Genomic DNA, 22,830 nt, shown 5'->3' with positions numbered 1-22,830 from the left:
CTTGATCCTCAACGGTTATCCACAAAAGAATGTCGTTATACGTATCGCAGTCAACGGAAATACATACCTCAGTAAATACCGTTGCATATCACAGTATTAGATTTTGCATACAGCAGTCAACATTTTACATTCCACAGTCGATCCAGTATGACGTTCAGGCTAGTCACTGCGCCTGCTGCAGCGATCCGGGGATCTCTTTAGGATCTCAATATGATCTCTTAGGGATCAATTACTGGATCGAAGCAATGAATAACGCTTACCCCCGACCATATCTTCCACACTACATTCAGGGTCCTGCAAGGATAACCAGAATGCCATATGAGTAACGCTCCCTGATTCAACATTAAATATTGACTGCGATATGTAGGATCTTCTTTTGATGTTAACCAGCCTACGGCTTTTAGTTTCATACCATAGTCAATTTTTTACATATCACAGTCAATTTCATGAAAAGGGACTGAGACGGAGAAGTCGCTGGCATCGTAGCGTTCGTGCTTTGTGCAGCCTCTGTACTTTTCCGCTTCCTCGCCGCGTTCTCACTACGTGAGATCGCTCACTGCGGCGAGCGGCAGTGAGAAATATTGACTGCGGTATGTGATTTACTCCCTTTTCTCTGGTTTACTGCCTTCATTACCGTCAGCTTTGCAATTTTCAGATGACTTTGCAATTTTATTGTTGCTTTGCAAGAAATTCCAAGATTTAATAAAATAATGCAAAGCGATGATTAAAGGATGCTCAGAATGGGACTGATGGACACACTTAACCAGTGCATTTCTGCTGGACATGAGATGACGAAGGCTATTGCCATTGCGCAGTTTAATGACGACAGTCCGGAAGCCAGGAAGATCACACGCCGCTGGAGAATAGGTGAAGCGGCGGATCTGGTTGGCGTTTCTTCTCAGGCAATCAGGGATGCAGAGAAAGCCGGCCGGTTACCCCACCCGGATATGGAAACCCGTGGCAGAGTTGAACAGCGTGTTGGTTATACCATCGAACAAATCAATCATATGCGGGACGTGTTCGGTACCCGACTGCGGCGTGCAGAAGATGCTTTCCCACCGGTGATCGGGGTTGCCGCTCATAAAGGGGGGGTTTACAAAACCTCCGTTTCTGTTCACCTGGCTCAGGACCTGGCCCTGAAAGGGTTACGCGTCCTGCTTGTCGAGGGTAATGATCCTCAGGGCACAGCCTCGATGTATCACGGATGGGTGCCCGATCTTCATATACATGCTGAAGATACTCTCCTGCCTTTTTATCTTGGTGAAAAGGATGATGCCAGTTATGCGATAAAACCCACCTGCTGGCCTGGCCTTGATATCATTCCGTCCTGCCTGGCACTGCATCGCATTGAAACTGAACTGATGGGCAAATTTGATGAAGGTAAACTGCCCACAGACCCACACCTGATGCTCCGCCTTGCCATTGAAACGGTCGCTCATGACTATGACGTGATCGTTATCGACAGCGCACCGAACCTCGGTATTGGCACGATTAATGTCGTATGCGCTGCTGATGTGCTGATTGTCCCCACCCCGGCAGAGCTGTTCGATTACACTTCTGCACTGCAGTTTTTCGATATGCTTCGTGATCTGCTCAGGAATGTGGATCTTAAAGGCTTTGAGCCGGATGTCCGTATTCTGCTTACCAAGTACAGTAATAACAATGGTTCACAGTCACCGTGGATGGAAGAGCAAATTCGCGATGCGTGGGGAAGTATGGTTCTGAAAAATGTGGTACGTGAAACCGATGAAGTTGGTAAAGGCCAGATCCGCATGAGAACCGTTTTCGAACAGGCGATTGATCAACGTTCTTCGACCGGTGCATGGCGAAACGCACTTTCAATCTGGGAACCTGTTTGTAATGAAATATTTGATCGTCTGATTAAACCACGCTGGGAGATTAGATAATGAAGCGTGCACCCGTCATTCCTAGACATACAGCAAATACTCAGGCAGTTGAAGACACGTCAGCGCCAGCTGCACCAATGGTGGATTCGTTAATTGCACGTGTCGGGGCTATGGCTCGCGGCAATGCAATTACATTACCGGTGTGTGGTCGGGAAGTGAAGTTTACCCTGGAGGTGCTCCGGGGAGATGTTGTTGAAAATGCTTCCCGGGTATGGTCAGGTAACGAGCGCGATCAGGAACTACTGACCGAAGATGCCCTGGATGATCTCATTCCTTCATTTTTACTGACCGGTCAGCAGACTCCAGCTTTTGGCCGTCGTGTTTCCGATATCATTGAAATTGCAGATGGCAGCCGTCGCCGCAAGGCCGCAATCCTGACAGAAAGCGATTATCGTATTCTGGTCGGTGAACTGGACGATGAGCAGATGTCGGCATTGTCCAGACTGGGCAACGATTATCGCCCGACGAGTGCTTATGAGCGTGGTCAGCGTTATGCAAACCGTCTCCAGAATGAGTTTGCCGGAAATATTTCCGCACTTGCCGATGCGGAAAACATCTCACGTAAGATAATTACTCGTTGTATCAACACAGCCAGACTGCCGAAATCCGTTGTCGCCCTTTTCTCTCACCCAGGTGAACTCTCTGCCCGGTCAGGTGAAGCCCTTCAGAAAGCTTTCGCAGATAAAGAAGAATTACTGAAGCAGCAGGCCGCGACTCTCCACGAACAGAAGAAAGCGGGTGTAATCTTTGAAGCCGAAGAGGTTATAAATCTTTTAACATCGGTACTAAAACAATCTCCTGCATCAAGAGTGAATCTTAGCTCACGTCATCAGTTTGCGCCGGGGGCAACAGCTTTGTACAAAGGCGATAAAATGATTCTGAATCTTGACAGGTCCCGGCTTCCAGCCGAGTGCATTGAGAAGATTGAAGCCATTCTTAAGGAGCTTGAAAAGCCAGGAGTCTAATGCGGTCACGCTTTAGTCTACGGTTATCTCCCTTTACTTCATTTCCTTTCTCATAATCCAGAACAAATTACTGGCCTGGATACTCACTCCGGGACCACGGTCCCACTTGAATCATCCTTCTTATTATCAGTCTGGGACCGTGGTCCCAGCTGCATCGTGGGTCTGAATATCAGCCTGGGACCACGGTCCCATCTGTATCGTCGAACAAATAATTACCCTGAGACCACGATCCCATCTGTATCATCGATCGGATAATTACCCTGGGACCATGATCCCATCTGCATCGTCGGTCTGATTATCAGTCTGGGACCATGGTCCCAGATGCATCGAGGGTCTGATTATCAGCCTGGGACCACGGTCCCATCTGCATCGTCGGTCAGATTATCAGTCTGGGACCATGGTCCCAGCTGTATCGTGGGTCTGATTATCAGCCAGGAACGGAGGTTAAATGGGGCTTTGTTGAATAAATAAGATTTCGTGCGAACGACCCTGTAGCTGGCTGGATTTTCAGGCAATACGCACGCTTTCTGGCATCCCAGCCTTTGTCATCCTGTTCAACGCACGCACCATGGCCATAGCTTCCGCTACCTGACCATCGTAGTCACGCAGCGTCAGTGAATCTCCCAACAACTGCTTCATTCTGTACATTGCCGTTTCCGCTATCGAGCGACGGTTATATTCCGTTGTCCATTTCCACCGTGCATTGCTTCCGCTCAGCCGCTGATTAGCAACGGCACGGTTGCGGTCTGCGTACTCACCGGGCCAGTAACCTGCTCCTTTTCGGGGAGGAATAAGCGCGCTGATTTTTTTGCGGCGCAGTTCATCGTGACAGAGCCGGGTATCGTAAGCCCCGTCTGCCGCGGCTGCCCTGATTTTTCTGTGAGTCTGCCGGATAAGGCCCGGGAAGGCTTCTGAGTCCGTGACGTTATTCAGCGACAGGTCTGCACAGACAACTTCATGTGTGTTGCTGTCAACAGCAAGATGCAACTTTCGCCAGATACGACGGCGCTCTTTGCCGTGCTTTCTGACTTTCCATTCGCCTTCACCAAAGACCTTCAGCCCGGTGGAATCAATCACCAGGTGTGCGATTTCACCCCGGGTGGACGTTTTGAAACTGACATTAACCGACTTTGCCCGCTTACTGACACTGGTGTAATCCGGGCAGCGCAACGGAACGTTCATCAGGGCAAAAATGGAATCAATAAAACCCTGCGCAGCCCGCAGGGTCAGCCGGAATACGCGTTTAATCACCAGAACGGTGGTGATGGCGAGATCAGAATAGCGCTGGGGCCTTCCTCGTGATGAAGGCGTTGCCGACTCATACCAGGCCTGAATCGCCTCATCATCCAGCCAGAAAGTGAGGGAGCCACGGTTGATGAGAGCTTTGTTGTAGGTGGACCAGTTGGTGATTCTGAACTTTTGCTTTGCCACGGAATGGTCTGTGTTGTCGGGAGGATGCGTGATCTGATCCTTCAACTCAGCAAAAGTTCGATTTATTCAACAAAGCCCGCGGTGGGGTGTGACTGAATCCCTGGAACTGCTCTCACATTACCGGCAGGTAAAAAACCCGAACCCGGTTTTCACGCCGCGTGAAGGGAAAAAGACCCTGCCGTTCTGCCGTAAGCTGATGGCGAAAGCCGAAGGCTTCACGTCCCGTTTTGATTTTTCCATCCATGTGGCGTTTTTGCGTTCGCTGGGTAAGCGGCACAGGATGCCACCACTGTTGCGCCGGCGTGCAATTGACGCTCTTCTGCAGGCAATGTGTTTCCACTATGACCCGCTGGCCAATCGCGTGCAGCGCTCGATTACCAATATGGCCATCGAGTGTCGTCTGGCCACCGAGTCCAGAAGCGGTAACCTGTCGATCACCCGAGCCACCCGGGCGCTGAAGTTTCTGGCCGAGCTGGGGCTGATCACCTATCAGACGGAATATGACCCGCAGATTGGTTGTAACATCCCGACCGATATCACGTTCACCCCGGCCCTGTTTTCCGCGCTCGACGTTTCTGAGGTGGCTGTGGTGGCCGCGCGCCGCAGCCGTGTGGAATGGGAAAATAAGCAGCGCAAAAAGCAGAAACTGAAACCGCTGGAGATGGACGAACTGATCGCAAAAGCGTGGCGGTTCGTGCGTGAGCGTTTTCGCAGCTACCAGTCTGAACGCAAAAGTCACGGCCGAAAGCGGGCAACCGCCAGGCGGGATGCTTCACGGCAGCGTAAGGATATCGAGACACGCGTGCGTCAGCAACTGACCCGGGAGTATGCCACCGGCCGCTTCAGGGGCGATCATGAAGCGCTCAAGCGTGAGGTTGAGCGTCGTGTGCAGGAGCGCATGCTGCTGTCGCGCGGGAACAACTACACGCGACTGGCCACAGTCCCCATATAACGTACCTTCCTTTGAAAATCCGGCCGGCGCCGGAGGCTTTCGCACGCCTGTTACCTGCCATTGCTGATCTTATGAGCAGTGAGGTCTCCCCACTTAGCTGAATCACCGCTGTTCTGGCACCGGACTGGCTAGAAATGTTATCGCCGGCGTCACTTTTGACGGCCGATTTTTGTTATTCACAAATAACTGCAAGGGATTATTTCATATGGCGCTAACCGATGGTTTTGCAAGGCGCTAACCGTCAGTCTTTCAGGGTGCGTGGTTCCTTTTAAACATCAGCTCTATATCTCTTTTAAAAATCCTTTAATAAATCCTGTAAACACATAACCTGTTCATCGCCTGCCCTGTGGACAGGCTGCGGAGAATGCCCGCCCTTGCAGCGACCAGACGGTCGCGCCGGTTCGGCAACGTCAGTGAGAGCTCCCTTCGCTACGCGACGGGCCCCGGCCGGAGAAGCAAATTAGTTACAGCATTCAAAAGGAAATCCATCATAAACCGGCGCCGGTTTGCCGGCCAGGTGCCCCTCCCCAACACTGAAAAGCGTCGCCGCCCCCGGCCGAAGGCCGGGAGTAGTGTCGCTTTTAATGATGGGTGTTGTAACTATTCTTCTTCATCGCTGTGGGTGGAGCTGTGGTCAGTTGTTTAGTACACGCTCGCAAGCGGCCCTGCGGCCCGCTAACGCGGAGATACGCCCCGACTGCGGCTGTCGCCTTGTCGGGACCACTCCGACCGCGTACAGAGGCGTCTGAGCTGTTTTAAGCGGGTATGGCTTTGCAGCTACCGTGTTAAGTTCCCTGGTGTCGCTGAAATAACTGAAGAACATCCCCCTAAGCGTCAGCAGCAAGCTGCCGCCGCCAAGGCCCCGGAAATCACGCCCTTTACGTCGTAAACGCCGTAAAGCCCGCTCACCGGGGTTAAAAGGGATTACTTTGACTTCTTCATTGCTGTTAGATGGTTAAGGCTAATCAGGGCAGGGGGTAGGGTGGCAGAATTTATAGCCCGGTAACCGGCTACGCCGGGCTTTCGGCGCCATTTGACGTAACCTCATCTGGCGCCTCCATGCCGCTGACGCGGCATCCAGAAGTTTCCCGATGCTGTAAGTCTTAACGTCTGCTTTGTGCCAAATGCTGACGCTCAGGAATTGAGTTTCAGGTACTTTAAAAGCGAGGCTAGAGACTCGACAGGTCCAGCGTGACAACTAGGTGAGCGGGTTTCATCCCAGGGCATTGCATCATCAGTGCAGAAGTCTCCTGCACATTCCATTTCAAGACGTTCGTCAATTAAACCAACAGGAACCCAGACATAAGGTACATCTCGCAGACTGTTAGGCACAGTTGAGCCACATACATTGCAAAAATCTGTACGGTACCCCGTTGGCTTAGACCATGAAGCAATGCAGTTTTCCCCTTTAATCCAGCGAAACTCACTGTCTTTGACTAGTGTGGCGAGATTGTAACCCACGCCGCTCTGCTTTCTGCAAAGCGAGCAATGACAACGATAAAACACTGCTGGTTTATGAGTAAGTTCAAATTCAATTGTTCCACACAAACAAGATCCATTCATTTCAAAACCATTCCTGCAAGGCCTAAGAGATTTTATGAAACATTACCATCTTTTTTGTACTGAATAGGAGCGCTCTTTTTGGCAACTCAAAATCAGCTATCAGTCGGTCTGAATATCCGCTCTTCGCTCATAACGGACTGCGCTCACTTATTGCAGTGAGCGTTACCTTGTGTTTAATGCCAGCCTGGTATAGTCAGGTTGACAGTACCGGTTTCAGGTCTTCGTCATTAAAAACGGTTCCGGTCTTCAGGACGCCATAACACCAGTGCACCAGTTTCCGCATCAGCGCGCCAATGGCCACCATTTTAGGTTTACCCCGCAGGCACATCTCATCGTAAATATTACGCATTCGCTTATTGTAGATTTTTCCGCACAGGGCGGACATGTAAAGCTTCGCTCTCAACTGAGGGGGGCCGATTTTCGACATCCGCGGCCGGCGCCGGACCGATGTGCCTGAGCGTTTCTCGATCGGCACCACGCCCAGAAAGGCGGCAGCCTGCTCAGCCGATACAAAGTTATGGCTGCGAAGCACGACCAGCATATGCATCCCCAGCTGGGGACCAACCGATTTAATTGAGGTCAGCAGTGTATAATCACGCCTCAGTGCAGGGCTGGCTTTGATATGTGCTTTTATCTGCCGCTCGATATTACTTACCTCCTCGCGCAGAAGCTGCGCCATACGCCTGCAGGAACTGATAATATCTGCAGGTGTGTCTGTCGACAGGTATTTTTCCAGCCTGTTCTCCTCACGCAGGGCATCACCCAGCAGAACATCCCGCCGTCGCAGGAGTGCACCGAGATATCTGATTTCGGGTGCCGGCGGCTCCCAGCGGTGTGGCTTCTTAAGGAATGCGTAACAGGCCAGCATATACGCATCCACCTTATCCGTTTTTGTCATGATTCCCATGCCACGCGCAAACTCCCGACTACGGTGAGGGTTGGCCAGAGAAACCCGGAAACCGGCATCATGTAATTCAGTGGCCAGCCGTTCGTGATAAACACCGGTAGCTTCCATTACCACATGAACATCTTCCGGACTGCAATGTTGAAGCCTGAGCCAGCGAAGAATATTTTCAACTGAATGTCTGTTATTCTGGATGTTACGGGTTTTTATGCGTCCTTTGATACCGTCATAAAGCATGCAAAGATCCAGGGTGTTTTTACTTACGTCAATGCCGACTGGAAACATGGTCAAACTCCTCTCACATAAACCGTCACGCCTGTTCGCCTTGTACATACGGAGTCGAGCTCCCGGTAACCGTTCAACCTGATGTGCTGGCGTGAAAGGTGAAGCGGAGGGCCATGTGCTGCAAATCAAGGTTCAGCGGTGCCGACTTTTCTGACCTTACGGGAAGGGGGCGGCTCACTCTGCTTCAGTGGTGGTAGCTAATCACCACAAACTGTTAGATACAAGTACACCGTCTGACGACGGATTGCCTCCCTTTACCTCGGTGCATAGCCCTCTTCCGCCAGTGTTTTCATATGAATGGACTAGGAAATAAATTATGCTGACTCATTATTTCTGGCCATAAAGGTTCTGGCAGTGCCATCTTTCGGGTCAACAAAGGTAATATCTTCAGGATCACGACGAGGGCTGGCCAATGACAGAAATATTACGGGTTCTTCAAGAAGGGTTGGTAATGCATGGACAACATTACGCTCGAAAAAAAGTACGTGGTCGGGGGCAAATTCGGCTTCGTCACGAGGATCTTCCATCCAGAGTGTCCCCATGAATCCCTGAATAACCTGACGCCGGAGGATCACCTGCTGATGGCTGAAAAACCGGAACTCTCAAAAAGTGCGTGGAACTAAAACAGGTGTGCATTACTCCACCTCATGTTGAAGAGACCAGACTGCATCAGAAAATTGCACCATAACTGAGCAAGCCGCATCCCATTGGTGCAAAAGTGTATCCAAAAAAAAATAATCCATTGATTTAACCGTGCTTTAAAAATGGCATGAATTTTTCATGTCGGGTATATGCAAGCAGGGGCAACCCTTAAGCCTTGAATCCATTAAATATCGACAGGTAATGAAGCCTGATTGTCCTAATAAGGACAATCAGGCTTTTTTATTAATGCAGAGAGCAAACATACGTGCAAACTATTGATATTGGAATTTTGCTTTCCACAGAAGGTACCTACAGCCACCTGGCGAACAGCACACTGCTTGGTGCGCGCCATGCCTTAGAGGAAATCAATGCCGATCCTGCTTATCCTTTTCAGCTGCGGGCCAGACATATCAACCCTGCGGGTGAACTCGCAGCCTACAGTGAAGCGGTGAGCACCTTTATCGCTCACGGCATCCGCCATATCTTCGGAACCATTACCTCTGCCAGTCGGAAGGAGATTATCCCGGACCTGGAGCAGCATAACCTGCTGCTGTGGTATGGCTGTCCTTACGAGGGGTTCGAGAGCTGCGAGCAGGTCGTATATCTGGGCGGTTGTCCGAACCAGACTCTGCTGCCACTCCTGCGGCTGGCGCGGGATATGTTCGGAAATCGCTCCTGGCTGATCGGCTCTAACTACGTCTGGGGCTGGGAAAGCAATCGTATCGCCCGTGAGGTAGTGGAAGGTTCCGGCGGTACGGTGGTGGGCGAAAAATATCTGCACCTGAGAAACAGCAACGTGACCGAGTTGATTGAGGCGATTCTCAGCACAGAGGTAGATTTTGTGCTCAATAACCTGGTAGGCGAAACCTCTTATGCGTTTCTGCGCGCACTGGACGAGGCCTGTCTTCGCGATCGGCGGATGTTAGCGGTGCTCAGCTGTAATTTTACCGAAGCCGAAGTCGCCGAAGTTGCGCCACTAAGGGCGGTACGTTTGCTTTCCTGCGGACCGTTTTTTGAGAGCGTCGATCTCGATTTTTGCGCGCGGCAGCACCTGCAACATGGCGCACAGCGCATCTCCCACTACTATATCGGCGGCTGGCGGGCAGTAAGGCTGTTTGCCAATAGCCTGCGCGAGGCCGGAAACAGCGAGCCGGGTGCGGTGCTGGCGGCACTGCATCGTCAGCACGACGTTGATTCTCCGGGCGCTCGCTCAGTAATGGCTCAAAACAACCACGCCTGTTTGCCCTGCTACATCGCTGAGTTGCAACAAACTTGCTTTCAGATACTGCATCGCGAACCGCTGCCGGTTATGCCCGATCCCTATCTCTCCGCGACCGAGCTACGTGAAAGCCGAACGGTTGCAGCCAGACCTGCTCTGAGGATTGTTAAATGAAAACGCTGCTGTCCCCGGATTTAGATGCTCAGCCGCTCCTGCTGGTAGACTGTGAAGCAAGGAGTCGCGAAGCGCTGGAAAAAAACCTGACGCGGATGGGTATCCGCTGGCATCACCTGACCGGAGATGAGGCTTTACCTCCTCTCACCCCCTGTGCAGTACTGGTGGAACTGGAGGCATTCGCCAGCCCGCTAACCCTGAGCCAGATCAATCTGGCGGGAATACCGGTGATCGCGCTGACCTCACATGAGGGACTTTACCAGGTACAGCGCGCGCTGGAGTTAGGGGCAACAGCGCTCCTTACCAAGCCTATTACACAGCGAGCCATCTATACCACCCTGATGATGGCAGTGGGGTTGCGTCAGCAGTTGCATGACATTCAACAACAACAGATGCTACTGCGCCAGCGTCTGGCAGCAATGCCGCAGATTACCCAAGCTCTGGCGGCCCAGATGCAAGCGGAAAGTATTGATGAACAACAGGCATGGGTTCGCCTGCGCTCGGAATCAATGTGTACGAACCAGTCGGTGGCACAGGTGGCGCAGAAGTGGCTGCTACGAATGTCGTCCGGCAAGCGGGGAGCACAATGAATAGAGTCGGATATTTTCTGCGCCGGCCAGCCCTGCTGCTCTCGCTGCTGTTTATTCTCCTGGTGGTGATGAGCGCGCTGTTTGCCCCCTGGCTCACCCCCTTCGATCCCGATGAACAGTTTGTCGAGGGACTGAGCCTGGAAGGCGCACCGCTTTCTCCCAACAGCACTTACTGGCTGGGAACCGATCTGCTGGGACGCGATCTCTTCTCGCGTTTAATTTACGGAGCTCGTACTTCGTTACTCATCGGTGTTGTCGCCAACGGCACTGCAGTACTGATCGGCGTCCTGGTAGGGCTTAGCGCAGGTTATCTGCAGGGGCGTATCGGAGGGCTGCTGATGCGCTTTACCGATCTGATGATGGCGTTTCCCGCACTGCTGCTGGCGATTGCCCTGGCGGCGATTTTCCAGCCAAGTGTCTGGATCGTGTCCCTGGTGATCGCCATGGTGAACTGGGTGCAGATCGCCAGGGTTATCTACGCCGAAACTAGCGCGCTTAGCGCCCGCGACTTTATCGCCGTGGAACGCACCCTGGGGGCCGGAACGTTGCGTATTCTCGGCGTGCATTTAATTCCACATCTGGCGCCAACGGTGCTGGTCTGGGCCACACTAGGCATCTCCACCACAGTCCTGCTGGAAGCTACTCTATCGTTCCTCGGGGTGGGGGTACAGCCGCCAACGCCGAGTTGGGGCAACATCATCTTTGAAAGCCAGAGCTATTTTACTTCGGCTCCCTGGCTGGTGTTCTTTCCCGGCGCGGCGATTGTGCTGCTGTCGCTCTCTTTCAATATCGCTGGTGACGCCCTGCGCGACGCCCTCGATCCCGGCTTAAAAGGACGAAACTAATGCTATTTCTGGGAAAACGTCTGTTGCATGCCGGGCTGATCCTGCTTGGCGTTACGTTGATCTGCTATTTGCTGCTGTTTATGTTGCCCGCCGATCCAGCGCGCCAAATCGCCGGGCGCAGTGCCACGCCGGAAGTAGTCGAAAACATCCGCCATCAGTTGGGGTTGGATCTGCCGTTTTATCAGCAATATTGGCGTTATCTGCAGGGACTGCTGCACGGCGATCTGGGACGCTCGTTTATTCAGCGCAGCGAAGTGAGTGAACTGGTTTCCGCCCGTATCGGGCCGTCACTGCAGCTGATGGCGGCGGGTATTCTCTGCGAGTTGGTACTGGGGATCGCCCTCGGCACCCTGGCGGCGTTAAAACGCGGCGGGCTGGCGGACCGGCTTCTGATGGCGCTCTCCTTTATCGGTGTTTCGGCGCCGCAGTTCATCGCCGCGATGCTTTTTCTCTATCTTTTCGCCGTGGTACTCAACTGGTTCCCGATGGGAGGCTATGGCGGCTTCAGCCATCTGGCGCTACCGGCGCTAACCCTCGGCCTGCTCGGCAGCGGCTGGTATTCACGCATGTTGCGCTCGTCGATGATTGAGGTGCTGCATCAGGATTTTATCCGCACCGCGCGGGCCAAAGGGCTGGGCCGAACCCGCGTACTGCTGCGTCACGTGCTGCCGAATGCCGTGCTGCCGCTAATTCCGATGATAGGCATTGATATCGGCATTTTTATGGGCGGACTGGTGGTAGTCGAATCGGTCTTTGGCTGGCCGGGTATCGGTCAGCTGGCCTGGCAGGCGATTCAACAGGTGGATATCCCGGTGATTGTCGGGGTAACCACCGTGTCAGCGGTTGCCATTGTTGGCGGCAACCTTATTGCGGATCTGGTGCTGCCGTGGGTCGATCCGCGCATTGATGTCAAAAAGTAGCAGGGGAAGATGATGAAAAATGCGTTATTGACAATGGCGGTGGCCGCGGCCTGTTTCTCTTATGGCGCGCAGGCTGACGAGAAGACCGGCGGCGATATCGTGGTGACCTACCAGAACGACGTGGCGACCCTCGATCCGGCCATTGGCTATGACTGGCAAAACTGGTCGATGATCAAAAGCCTGTTCGACGGCCTGATGGACTATCGTCCCGGCACCACCGAGTTGGTGAACGACCTGGCGGAGAGCTACGCCATTTCCGAGGACGGCAAGGTCTACACCTTTGTGCTACGCAAAGGGGTGAAATTCCACAACGGCCGCGAGGTCACGGCGGCGGACGTGAAATATTCTCTGGAACGCACAGTCAACCCGAAAACCCAAAGTCCGGGCGCCGGGTTCTTCAGTCCCATCGCGGGCTATGACGAGGAGGCCAGCGGTAAAAGCACGACCCTGAGCGGTATCGAGGTCGTCGACGATCATACGGTAAAAATCACTCTGAAAGAGCCCAACGCCACCTTCCTGCATGTGCTGGCGCTGAACTTTGCCTCGGTGGTTCCCCGTGAGGAGGTGGAGAAATGGGGCGCCGACTTCGGCAAGCATCCGGTCGGCAGCGGCGCGTTTGAGCTCCAGGAGTGGAAGCTGGGCCAGGAGCTGATCTTCCGCAAAAACCCGAACTACTTTAAAGCCGGCGTGCCGCGGCTGGATCACATAAAGTTCGAAATGGGACAGGATCCCTCGGTCGCTCTGCTGCGGCTGGAAAAAGGCGAAGTGGATATTGCCGGCGACGGCGTACCGCCCGCACAGTTTCTGTCGTTTAAAAACAACCCGGCCTATAAGGGCCTGATGGTCACCGGCGACCAGTTGCAGACCGGCTACGTGACGATGAAAACCACGCTGCCGCCTTTCGATAATCTCAAAGTCCGCCAGGCGGTGAACATGGCGGTCAACAAAGATCGCATCGTGCGCATCATTAATGGACGCGCGGCGCCGGCCAACCAGCCACTGCCACCCGCCATGCCCGGTTATGACAAGGCATATCAGGGTTTCAGCTACGACCCGGCAAAAGCGAAGCAACTGCTCAGCGAAGCGGGTTTCCCCAACGGTTTTGCTACCGAACTGTACGTGATGAATACCGATCCGCAGCCGCGTATCGCCCAGTCTATCCAGCAGGATCTGGCCAAAGTGGGCATCCACGCCAGCATCAAATCCCTGGCGCAGGCGAATGTGATTGCGGCGGGCGGCTCCGCCAGCCAAGCGCCGATGGTCTGGTCTGGCGGCATGGCGTGGATCGCCGATTTCCCGGATCCCTCCAACTTCTATGGCCCGATCCTCGGCTGCGCCGGGGCGGTAGAGGGCGGCTGGAACTGGGCGCGCTACTGCAACAAAGCGCTGGACGCGCAGGCGGCCGCGGCGGACAGCATGGTGAAACCCGACCAGCAGGACGCGCGCATTGAAGCCTGGCGCAAAATCTTCATCACTGCAATGGATGACGCGCCCTGGGTGCCGGTATTCAACGAGAAGCGCTACACCGTACATTCCGCACGCATGGGGGGCGAGGACGCGCTGTATGTCGATCCAGTGCATGTACCAGTCAACTACGACTATATCGGACTGAAATAATTTGATGGCGCCGGGACGGCGCCGCTGCTTAAAGGAGAGTCAGGATGTGCCAAAATTGTCTGGTGAAGACCATTCATCATGCTCAACATCATTTCGGCTGGGATAACAGCCTGAGCCCGGTCCTGCACGTAGCTTCCGGCAGCCAACTGGAGTTTCACTGCCTGGATGCGGCTAACGGCTGGTTCAACGCCGGTTCTACCGCAGCGGATATCCCAACGCTGCCGTTTGATAAGCTCAACCCGGTCAGTGGCCCGGTCTATGTGGAAGGCGCTCAGCCGGGCGATGCGCTAAAGGTGACGCTGGAATCCTTTCGTCCCAGCGGCTTTGGCTGGACTGCGAATATCCCGGGCTTCGGCCTGCTGGCCGATCAGTTTTCTGATCCGGCGCTGACGCTGTGGCAATATGACCGCCAGGGCTTAACCCCCTGCGCCTTTGGCCGATATGGCCGCGTACCGCTGAAACCCTTCGCCGGTACCCTCGGAGTCGCTCCCGCCGCCGCGGGCCATCATTCGGTGGTGCCGCCGCGCCGCGTGGGCGGCAATCTGGATATTCGCGATCTGGCCGCTGGCTGCACATTATGGCTACCGGTGGAAGTAGAAGGCGCGTTGTTTTCTATTGGTGACACCCACGCCGCGCAGGGCGATGGTGAAGTCTGCGGCACGGCGATTGAAAGCGCGATGGACGTGGTGGTGAAGCTGGAAGTGGTTAAAGATATGCCGCTGAAAACGCCGCGTTTCGCCACCCCTGGCCCAGTGACCCAACATCTGGATCGGCACGGCTACAGCGCCTTCACCGGCATTGGCCCTGACCTGATGACCGCCGCCCGCGACGCGGTAAGCTATACCATCGATGCGCTGTGCCGCGAACAAGGGATGTCGGCGGAAGAGGCCTATATGCTCTGCTCTGTGTGCGGCGATCTGCGCATCAGCGAAATCGTCGATCGGCCTAACTGGGTGGTGTCGTTCTATTTTCCCAACAGCGTGTTTAATTAGGAGCGTTATGTCAGCAGTCCTATTTCCGGCGCCGCTGCTCTCGGTCGAGCGCCTGTCGATCCAGTTTGGTACACAGCGGGTGGTGGATGACGTCAGCTTTGCGCTCTGGCCGGGAAAAACTCTGTGCATTGCCGGCGAGTCGGGCAGCGGTAAATCGCTGACTTCGCTGGCGATCATGGGTTTGCTTCCGGAGGAGGCACAGATTCCAGGCGGCGCGATTATTTTTGATAACCAGGATTTGCTCAGCCTGCCGGAGCGGCAAATGCAGCTGCTGCGCGGCAAGTCGGTTGCCATGATTTTTCAGGAACCGATGACCTCGCTCAATCCGCTGATGACGGTGGGCCAGCAGCTGGAAGAGACGCTGCAACGCCACGAAGTGCTGGGCCGCCGTGAACGGCGCAGCCGGGTCAGCACGATGCTGGACGCGGTCAAAATCAGTCATGTGGAGAAGCGCCTGCAACAGTATCCGCACGAGCTTTCCGGCGGTATGCGCCAGCGGGTGATGATCGCCATGGCAATGCTGTGCCAGCCACAGGTGCTGATTGCCGATGAGCCGACCACGGCCCTCGACGTCACTATTCAGGCGCAGATCCTCGAGTTGATGCGCGAACTGCAGCAGGCGTTTTCCACCAGCCTGCTGTTGATCACCCACGATATGGGAGTGGTGGCAGAAATGGCCGATGATGTGCTGGTCATGAGTCACGGCAAAATCATGGAGCAGGCTCCGGCAAAAACGCTGTTTACCTCGCCGCAGGCGGCTTATACCCGCCAGCTGTTGCAGGCGGTACCGGTGCTGGGCCAGGCGCCCGCGCTGGCGCCGGTCGAGGCGACGCGACCGTTGCTCAGCGTCCGCGACCTCAGCGTGCGCTTTCCGGTGCGCGGCGACGGCCTGCGCGTGCGTCGCGAAGTCCATGCCGTCGATGGCGTCAGCTTCGATCTTTTCCCCGGCGAGACGTTGGGCATCGTCGGTGAAAGCGGCTGCGGTAAATCGACGACGGCAAAAGCTCTGATGAATATGGTGCCATTTAGCGGCAGCGCGCAGCTTAACGGACAGGAGCTGCACGGCCTGAAGGACGAGGCGTTAAGAGCGGTACGCCGCGATTTGCAGATGGTGTTTCAGGATCCCTGGGCGGCGCTCAATCCGCGCAAAACTATTTTCGACCTGGTTGGGGAGCCGCTGCTGATTCATGAGCAGATGCCCGCAGTACAGCGCACGGAGCGGGTGGCGCAGCTATTGCAGCAGGTCGGCCTGCCAGCGGAAGCGATGCGGCGTTATCCGCACCAGTTTTCCGGCGGCCAGCGCCAGCGCATTTGCATTGCCCGCGCGCTGGCGCTGAACCCGAAAGTGATCATCGCCGATGAATCGGTTTCCGCGCTGGATGTTTCAGTACAGGCGCAGGTGCTGACGCTGCTGGAAGATTTGCGTCAGCGCTATCGGCTCAGCTATCTGTTTATTTCCCATGATATGGCGGTGGTGGAGCGCATCTGCCACCGGGTAGCGGTGATGTTTGGCGGCCAGCTCGTGGAGATCGGCCCACGAGATCGAGTGTTGCACCATCCGCAGCATCCTTATACTCAGCACTTGCTCAGCGCCGTTCCTATACCTGACGTTCAGCAAAGACGGCAACCCCGAGCCACCAGCGCAATGCCGATAAGACCAGAACCGATCAAACCCATCGGCTATCAGAGAGTACCGCAGCGCTTTACCGATTTTGGCGACGGGCACCTCGTCGCCTGCTGAACAAAAAAGCATTCAAACCGGCGGATTTCCGCCGGTGGCGACACTGTTGCTACACAACCCGACGAGAGGCCATTAAACTGGAAAAGTTAGCACATAGCAGGACATAGAGCCGGTCTAAAATGCCCTAAATGCAACGTACCGTATCTTGTATTGTTAGACAAAACCGGAGGTAAACATGCTTAAACCGTCTTCTCCCTAGTGGTGTGATCTCACCACGCGGGAATTCAGTAAACTGGATATGGCGAATATCGTCGCAGTACTACCTATTTGCGCCGTAGAACAACACGGACCTCATCTGCTGGTTCGGGTGTTTGCTGCCATTAATGCCAGCATTATTGAGCGAGCTGTAGAATTACTGCCTGCCAATTTACCATGCTGGTGTTGGCCACTTTGCCTGTAGGTAAATCTGACGAACACCTAGGTTACCCTGACACACTTTCGTTGCCATATGATGTTCTGGGGAAAGTGTGTTTTGAAATGGCTAAAAGCGCCTGGCGCACAGGTATTCGCAAGATCGTTTTCTGGAATTCACAAGGCGGCCAGCCCTAATTGATGGAAATGGTTTGTCGCCAGCTGCGCATTGAATTGGAGATGTTTGCCGTCGGTGCCAGCTGCTTCCGCCCCAAGACCTCCGAGGTGTAAGGCGCGTTGAATATCGGGAAGAACCGGCCCGAGGCTCGTAATGGGGGCGCGCAGATTCGCGCCAATCAGCACAATGCTGACGTACAAGCCCCAGCGGGAAGTTGTCCTAGTGGGGTTGGAGGGGGAAAGCGCAGAAGACACGGCAACCTCATAACATCAACGAGCCACAAGTGACGTAGCCCTAGTGATGCGTTGGTTGACGTTAACGCTTACGCGAGATTCGGAAGATAGGAGACGGATCCGTATATCACCACATCCCTTAAAACCCGGCGATCAAACCAGCGCCGGACCGGAGTGTCCTTGACTACACCTCGCCCGAAAGGGCGAGATAGCGGGGTAGAGCTAACCAGGACAGGGGGCAAACGGGCAGAATTTATAGTCCGGTAACCGGCTACGTCGGGCTTTCGGCGCCATTTGACTCCACAGACGCATGTAACCTCATCTGGCGCCTCCATGCCGCAAAGCGGCATTCAGAAGACTGGCTGCGCACTGCTCGCCAGTCCGGACCTGATGTTCAGTCCAGGGGCTACGGTTCCGGATGAAACCCGCTTCCGGTTAAGATATATTCAGCTCCCAAAACAAAGGAAAAAACTCCCCAGTGAATCTGACAGAAAAATCAGCACATTTGGCGTGGTGCGCCTTGGTGGCGCTGGCGTTAGCCAGGCAAAACGGTGACGTTGTGTCACCGGTACAGGAAAATCTCTTTCTCACCCGCTGGCTGGCGACAGCACTGAAGCAACGTCGTTTTTCGCGTGACGTGGCCCCTGACATCGAGTGGCTTCTGAAACAGGGCCGACAGCTGGGCGTCAATGCTAAACTGGCCCGTAAGCTGAACTACCTCTGGCGTTCCAGCTCCGGGGAGTTGTCTGCGCAGAATGACCTGTTCCGGTTGACCCATGCTCTGGAAACGGCGAAAGATATGTGCTGGAACTACCGACTATGCAGTTACCCTGAATGACAGCATAAACGGCATTTATCTTTCACGCTCCAGTCTCGATGCTGCTTTTGATGACGATGGTCGACAGATAAATCCTTTGATAGGGGTCCGCTTGGAAAACGGAATCTATGGTCACTCCCGTTTTTGCAACACCGATTTTGACGACAAGTTGGCTTGCTTGAATCTATCCGGCGTCTGAATGGGATTTTATTCCCGCGCCTTGATGAGTTCCGCGCCTGATGAACCTCCAGAAAATATACGGCTTCAATGAGCCTTTCCGTTTTACAGGTTCCTCAACAGGCCGGTGGGCCGTTAGTATCATCAATATCAGTATTCGCAAAACCAGATCAGTAATTCTTTAAACCGGTGTATTTCTGCCGTTATGCTACATAAGTTTGCTGTCGTGCCGTTAGGGCCCAGGCTATTCTGGCCAGCTTGTTTGCCAGAGCACAAGTGACGACAAAGTTGCTTTTCCGGCACAGTAAATCCCTGACCCAATCGGCCAATTTGCCAGACTGGTGTTCCAGTTTTTGTATGAATACCCTGGCACATTGAACCAACAAAGTTCGGATCTTTTTATTACCTCGCTTACTAATTCCCAGCAATGTCGTCCTACCTCCCGTGCTGTACTGCCGAGGTACAAGCCCTGTTGCCGCCGCAAAGTCACGGCTGCTGGCGTACTGCTTCCCGTCGCCAATCTCAGTTGAAATAGTACTCGCTGTCAGTGTTCCGACGCAGGGAATGCTCAGCAAGCGCTGTCCAACCTCATCTTCGTCCAACTTTCGTTTCAACTGGGATTCCAAATCTTTAATCTGCTCAACAAGATAGTGATAATGCTGTTGTAATTTCAGCAATAACTGGCTGAGGTAAAGAGGCAAACTATTATCCTCAAGAATGGTACTCAGTCGGCTAATAACGGCAGCTCCTCGGGGAACGCTAATGCCAAATTCCAGCAGAAAAGCATGCATTTGATTGGTTGTTTTTACCTTATCCTGAACCAGGGATTCACGGACACGATGCAGAGCCCGCATTGCCTGCTGAGATTCCGTTCTGGGCTGCACAAAACGCATAGACGGACGCGATGCAGCTTCACAAATAGCTTCGGCGTCGACAAAGTCGTTTTTATTGCTTTTAACGAACGGGCGGACAAATTGTGGTGATATCAGCTTTGGGGAATGCCCCAACTCTTCCAACTTGCGTGCCATAAAGTGAGAACCGCCACAGGCTTCCATTGCGATGGTTGTAGCGGGGCATGTCGCCAAAAATTCGATCAACTTTGGCCGGGTAAATTTTTTACGGTAAACAGCCTTCCCGCGACGATCCTGGCAATGAATATGGAAAGAGTTTTTACCCAGATCGATACCAATGAGCGCAATGTTTTCCATGATAGTTCTCCGAATGAAAGCCTGTCCTCAGCATAGTACCGGGAAGGAGGGAGTGACCATCTCATTAAATATCCTACGTTAAGCCTGTTTTTTGAGCTGGCATGACGGGCAGTTGTGAGCGATAAGCAGACCTTCATTAAGCAAACGGAGGTTGATATTTTCCTGTTGAGGAAAAGTGCTTATCACTACTCATACTAAATTTTAGCCTTAGCGCATTTGGCTAAGAATGATACGGTCAAACGGCTTTGTTGAATAAATCGAACTTTTGCTGAGTTGAAGGATCAGATCACGCATCCTCCCGACAACACAGACCGTTCCGTGGCAAAGCAAAAGTTCAAAATCACCAACTGGCCCACCTACAACAAAGCCCTCATCAACCGTGGCTCCCTCACTTTCTGGCTGGACGATGAAGCGATTCATGCCTGGTATGAGTCGGCAACGCCTTCATCACGGGGAAGACCTCAGCGCTATTCTGACCTTGCCATCACCACCGTCCTGATGATTAAACGCCTGTTCCGGCTGACCCTGCGGGCTGCGCAGGGTTTTATTGATTCCATTTTTGCCCTGATGAACGTTCCGTTGCGCTGCCCGGATTACAGCAGTGTCAGCAAGCGGGCAAAGTCGGTTAATGTCTGTTTCAAAACACCCACCCGGGGTGAAATCGCACACCTGGTGATTGATTCCACCGGGCTGAAGGTTTTTGGTGAAGGCAAATGGAAAGTCAAAAATCACGGCAAAGAGCGCCGTCGTACCTGGCGGAAGCTGCATCTGGCCGTTGACAGCAGAACACATGAAGTCATCTGCGCGGACCTGTCTCTGAACAACGTCACGGACTCAGAAGCTTTCCCGGGTCTTATCCGGCAGACACACAGAAAAATCAGGGCAGCCGCAGCAGACGGCGCTTACGACACCCGACTCTGTCACGATGAACTGCGGCGCAAGAAAATCAGTGCCCTCATCCCGCCCCGAAAAGGAGCGGGTTACTGGCCCGTAGAGTACGCAGACCGTAACCGTGCAGTAGCGAATCAGCGGCTGACCGGGAGTAATGCCCGGTGGAAATGGACAACAGATTACAACCGTCGCTCGATAGCGGAGACGGCCATGTACAGGGTAAAGCAACTGTTCGGAGGTTCACTGACGCTGTGTGATTACGATGGTCAGGTAGCAGAGGCTTTGGGCATGGTGCGTGCGCTGAATAAAATAACGAAGGCTGGTATGCCAGAAAGCGTGCGTATTGCCTGAAAACCCGGTCAGCTACAGAGTCACTCGTCCTGAAGCTGATTTATTCAACAAAGCCTCAGATCACGCGTATTCTGGACAGCATTGCACTGTTCCGAGGCTATCCGGCGACGATAAGAACTGACCAGGGGCCGGAGTTCACTTGCCGCGCACTGGATCAATGGGCTTTTGAGCATGGTGTTGAGTTGCGCTTAATTCAGCCGGGTAAGCCAACGCAGAACGGATTTATTGAGAGCTTTAACGGACGATTTCGCGATGAATGCCTGAATGAGCACTGGTTCAGCGATATCGTTCACGCAAGGAAAATCATTAATGACTGGCGGCAGGATTATAACGAGTGTCGTCCACATTCAGCACTGAATTATCAGACGCCATCAGAGTTTGCAGCACGGTGGCGAAATGGAAAATGTGAAGGTAAACAAACCGACCTTACTAACTGACGGTTGTATCTAATCCTGGGGGCAGGTCACTCGCTGTACGCTTACGGAAGAACTTCTCCGGGATGTGCTGTTTCAGGCGCGCCACGATGTCCCTCTGCGTCAGCGTCTCTGTGGCCAGCTCGCCCGTGTTGTAGTCGTGGTAGCGAAAGCTCAGCGTGGCACTTCCGGCGTAGTGCGCCAGCCGGGAGCCCGCTATCGGCGGCTTTTTCAGGTAACGCCCCAGGTATTTCACGGTGTTTTTGCCACCGTCCGTCTTTTTTGACATGTAGACGTGCCAGTAGTCGCCTCCGGCCGTCAGTATCAGACTGCGCCATTGTGATTCGGTGGTGATATGTGACAGGGACGGCGGCAGGGCCACGCCTTCGAACCAGACGCTCAGCAGAAGCTGGCGGATATTCCACATCCAGTGGGCGCGCATGGCATCCTTACGGAAGCTGATTTTCTTCCACTTCCCGTGCTCATCGATACCGCCACAGGTGACGGAGACGTGGACATGAGGGTGCCAGTTCTGCCTGATAAAAATGTCAGGGCAGGTCTGCGCGAATACGCCTCATTGTCGCTACATTTTCTCCCTGGCATATAGCGAATTTATTGCCAACGCTGCCGCTGCGGTGCGATTGTCCACACTCAGCTTTGGAAATACAATTTCAAGGTGTTTATTCACGGTTCTGGGGCTAAGGTTTAAAATATCGCCAATTTCGCGGTTTGTTTTTCCCCTGGCAATCCACAGGAGGACTTCGGCTTCTCGTTGCGTCAGCCCTAGGTTGTTTTTCAGGCGTTTCACCGCTTCGACTTCTTCATGTCCTTTGATCTCTTCAATACGTAGCAAACTTTCTCCTTCAGCGGTCCGGCGTGAAAGATAGAATTTCAGAGCGATGCCTTGCGATGAAAGATCTAAGGGTATTTTTAAACCTTCCGTATTGTTCAGCCAACCGATGATCCGGTTTACTATTTTTTTATTGGGTTCATACCCGGTATCGCTGAAGTTTTTCATCAGTTGCCATGCATTGGGCGTGGCCCAGCGTAGTTGCCCCTCTTTGCTAAAAACACATAAGGTCTGGCCAACGGAATCCATCGCGCTATAGGCACTGACCGTTAATTTTGAGTTCCGCAAGTGGGTACGCATTCTGACAACCAGCTCTTCCGTGCGTATCGGCTTAATTACGTAATCGACCACCCCGGCATCAAATGCATCAACGATATTCTGCGTATCACTCAGGCCTGTCATGAAAATAATCGGGGTATGCCGCAGCCCCGGATTTTGCCGCAGGCGCTTACTGGTTGAAAACCCATCCAGATGCGGCATTACGGCATCAAGCAGAATGATATCCGGGGTTATCTGGCTGGTTATCGAAAGGGCTTGATTACCCTCCAGAGCGACCAGAACGGTAAAACCGGCTTCATCAAGCGTGTCATTCAACATACTTACCGTGTTGATAT

18 protein-coding genes and 5 pseudogenes are annotated in these 22,830 nt (G+C 53.6%); 16 read left to right on the top strand and 7 right to left on the bottom strand.

What is annotated here, in order from left to right; genetic code table 11:
* Nucleotides 1-740 precede the first annotated feature (740 nt).
* Together sopA and AAER43_RS25735 are read left to right on the top strand one after the other, a co-directional pair.
* Nucleotides 741-1,907, top strand: a complete 1,167-nt coding sequence (gene sopA / locus AAER43_RS25740; RefSeq protein WP_000523813.1) for a plasmid-partitioning protein SopA — start codon at nt 741-743, stop codon at nt 1,905-1,907.
* On the top strand, nt 1,907-2,872 hold the full coding sequence (locus AAER43_RS25735; RefSeq protein ID WP_057058129.1) for a ParB/RepB/Spo0J family plasmid partition protein: 966 nt from the start codon (nt 1,907-1,909) through the stop codon (nt 2,870-2,872). Before sopA ends, AAER43_RS25735 begins: the two co-directional genes overlap by 1 nt.
* A 507-nt stretch (nt 2,873-3,379) precedes the next feature.
* Here AAER43_RS25735 and AAER43_RS25730 read toward each other — a convergent pair.
* Complete coding sequence (locus AAER43_RS25730) at nt 3,380-4,348, bottom strand: IS5 family transposase (RefSeq protein WP_000654811.1); 969 nt, start codon at nt 4,346-4,348, stop codon at nt 3,380-3,382.
* A 43-nt stretch (nt 4,349-4,391) separates the two neighbouring features.
* On the opposite strand from AAER43_RS25730, the gene repA reads away from it, so the two are divergent.
* A complete protein-coding gene (gene repA, locus AAER43_RS25725) occupies nt 4,392-5,255 on the top strand; it encodes an incFII family plasmid replication initiator RepA (protein ID WP_057058092.1) in 864 nt (287 codons plus the stop codon).
* A 1,134-nt stretch (nt 5,256-6,389) separates the two neighbouring features.
* Here the strand turns inward: repA and AAER43_RS25720 are convergent.
* The 3 genes from AAER43_RS25720 to AAER43_RS25710 form a co-directional block, all read right to left on the bottom strand.
* Complete coding sequence (locus tag AAER43_RS25720) at nt 6,390-6,818, bottom strand: GFA family protein (protein ID WP_001554382.1); 429 nt, start codon at nt 6,816-6,818, stop codon at nt 6,390-6,392.
* A gap of 193 nt (nt 6,819-7,011) precedes the next feature.
* The gene (locus AAER43_RS25715) at nt 7,012-8,007 is read right to left on the bottom strand and encodes an IS110 family transposase (protein WP_025714249.1); all 996 of its coding nucleotides are present in this window, start codon (nt 8,005-8,007) and stop codon (nt 7,012-7,014) included.
* A gap of 314 nt (nt 8,008-8,321) precedes the next feature.
* A complete protein-coding gene (locus AAER43_RS25710) occupies nt 8,322-8,534 on the bottom strand; it encodes a hypothetical protein (protein WP_164881285.1) in 213 nt (70 codons plus the stop codon).
* On the opposite strand from AAER43_RS25710, the pseudogene AAER43_RS25705 reads away from it, so the two are divergent.
* The 11 genes and pseudogenes from AAER43_RS25705 to AAER43_RS25655 form a co-directional block, all read left to right on the top strand.
* A pseudogene (locus AAER43_RS25705) lies at nt 8,529-8,630 on the top strand (integrase); the annotation flags it as partial. The gene AAER43_RS25710 and the pseudogene AAER43_RS25705 overlap by 6 nt on opposite strands.
* A gap of 284 nt (nt 8,631-8,914) precedes the next feature.
* Nucleotides 8,915-10,042: a transporter substrate-binding protein gene (locus AAER43_RS25700; RefSeq protein ID WP_057058115.1), complete on the top strand. Its 1,128-nt coding sequence runs from the start codon at nt 8,915-8,917 to the stop codon at nt 10,040-10,042.
* The gene (locus AAER43_RS25695) at nt 10,039-10,632 is read left to right on the top strand and encodes an ANTAR domain-containing protein (protein ID WP_004118229.1); all 594 of its coding nucleotides are present in this window, start codon (nt 10,039-10,041) and stop codon (nt 10,630-10,632) included. Before AAER43_RS25700 ends, AAER43_RS25695 begins: the two co-directional genes overlap by 4 nt.
* Nucleotides 10,629-11,477 carry an ABC transporter permease gene (locus AAER43_RS25690; protein ID WP_004118228.1) on the top strand — a complete coding sequence of 283 codons (849 nt, stop codon included), beginning with the start codon at nt 10,629-10,631 and terminating at the stop codon, nt 11,475-11,477. The genes AAER43_RS25695 and AAER43_RS25690 overlap by 4 nt, the downstream gene beginning before the upstream one ends.
* Entirely contained in the window at nt 11,477-12,397 is a 921-nt protein-coding gene (locus tag AAER43_RS25685; protein ID WP_004118227.1) for an ABC transporter permease, read from the top strand. Before AAER43_RS25690 ends, AAER43_RS25685 begins: the two co-directional genes overlap by 1 nt.
* A gap of 12 nt (nt 12,398-12,409) precedes the next feature.
* Nucleotides 12,410-14,014, top strand: a complete 1,605-nt coding sequence (locus AAER43_RS25680) for an ABC transporter substrate-binding protein (RefSeq protein WP_004152278.1) — start codon at nt 12,410-12,412, stop codon at nt 14,012-14,014.
* Between the two features lie 44 nt (nt 14,015-14,058).
* A complete protein-coding gene (locus AAER43_RS25675) occupies nt 14,059-15,006 on the top strand; it encodes an acetamidase/formamidase family protein (RefSeq protein ID WP_004118225.1) in 948 nt (315 codons plus the stop codon).
* A 7-nt stretch (nt 15,007-15,013) separates the two neighbouring features.
* Nucleotides 15,014-16,747, top strand: coding sequence for an ABC transporter ATP-binding protein (locus AAER43_RS25670; protein ID WP_004118832.1), 1,734 nt, complete (start codon nt 15,014-15,016; stop codon nt 16,745-16,747).
* A gap of 238 nt (nt 16,748-16,985) precedes the next feature.
* Nucleotides 16,986-17,147, top strand: a complete 162-nt coding sequence (locus tag AAER43_RS25665; RefSeq protein ID WP_228972333.1) for a creatininase family protein — start codon at nt 16,986-16,988, stop codon at nt 17,145-17,147.
* Nucleotides 17,120-17,296: a creatininase family protein gene (locus AAER43_RS25660; RefSeq protein WP_241658208.1), complete on the top strand. Its 177-nt coding sequence runs from the start codon at nt 17,120-17,122 to the stop codon at nt 17,294-17,296. The genes AAER43_RS25665 and AAER43_RS25660 overlap by 28 nt, the downstream gene beginning before the upstream one ends.
* Before the next feature lie 691 nt (nt 17,297-17,987).
* Nucleotides 17,988-18,525, top strand: a pseudogene (locus AAER43_RS25655) (DUF2913 family protein).
* Nucleotides 18,526-18,706: 181 nt separating this feature from the next.
* Here AAER43_RS25655 and AAER43_RS25650 read toward each other — a convergent pair.
* A complete protein-coding gene (locus AAER43_RS25650; protein ID WP_000427623.1) occupies nt 18,707-19,711 on the bottom strand; it encodes an IS110-like element IS4321 family transposase in 1,005 nt (334 codons plus the stop codon).
* Nucleotides 19,712-19,984: 273 nt separating this feature from the next.
* Here AAER43_RS25650 and AAER43_RS25645 point away from each other — a divergent pair, with 273 nt between their 5' ends.
* Both AAER43_RS25645 and AAER43_RS25640 read left to right on the top strand, forming a co-directional pair.
* A complete protein-coding gene (locus AAER43_RS25645; RefSeq protein ID WP_074463545.1) occupies nt 19,985-20,953 on the top strand; it encodes an IS5 family transposase in 969 nt (322 codons plus the stop codon).
* A 56-nt stretch (nt 20,954-21,009) separates the two neighbouring features.
* Nucleotides 21,010-21,390 (top strand): annotated as a pseudogene (locus AAER43_RS25640) (integrase core domain-containing protein); the annotation flags it as partial.
* A gap of 43 nt (nt 21,391-21,433) precedes the next feature.
* On the opposite strand, the pseudogene AAER43_RS25635 reads toward AAER43_RS25640, so the two are convergent.
* Both AAER43_RS25635 and AAER43_RS25630 read right to left on the bottom strand, forming a co-directional pair.
* Nucleotides 21,434-21,988 (bottom strand): annotated as a pseudogene (locus AAER43_RS25635) (transposase); the annotation flags it as partial.
* Between the two features lie 6 nt (nt 21,989-21,994).
* Nucleotides 21,995-22,813 (bottom strand): annotated as a pseudogene (locus AAER43_RS25630) (response regulator); the annotation flags it as partial.
* Nucleotides 22,814-22,830: the final 17 nt, after the last annotated feature.

Source organism: Enterobacter sp. FUJ80071 (assembly GCF_038739915.1).
Taxonomy (GTDB): Bacteria; Pseudomonadota; Gammaproteobacteria; order Enterobacterales; family Enterobacteriaceae; genus Enterobacter; species Enterobacter kobei.
Note: the sequence above shows the minus strand (reverse complement) of the source record. Positions and strands in the feature narration are given on the sequence as shown.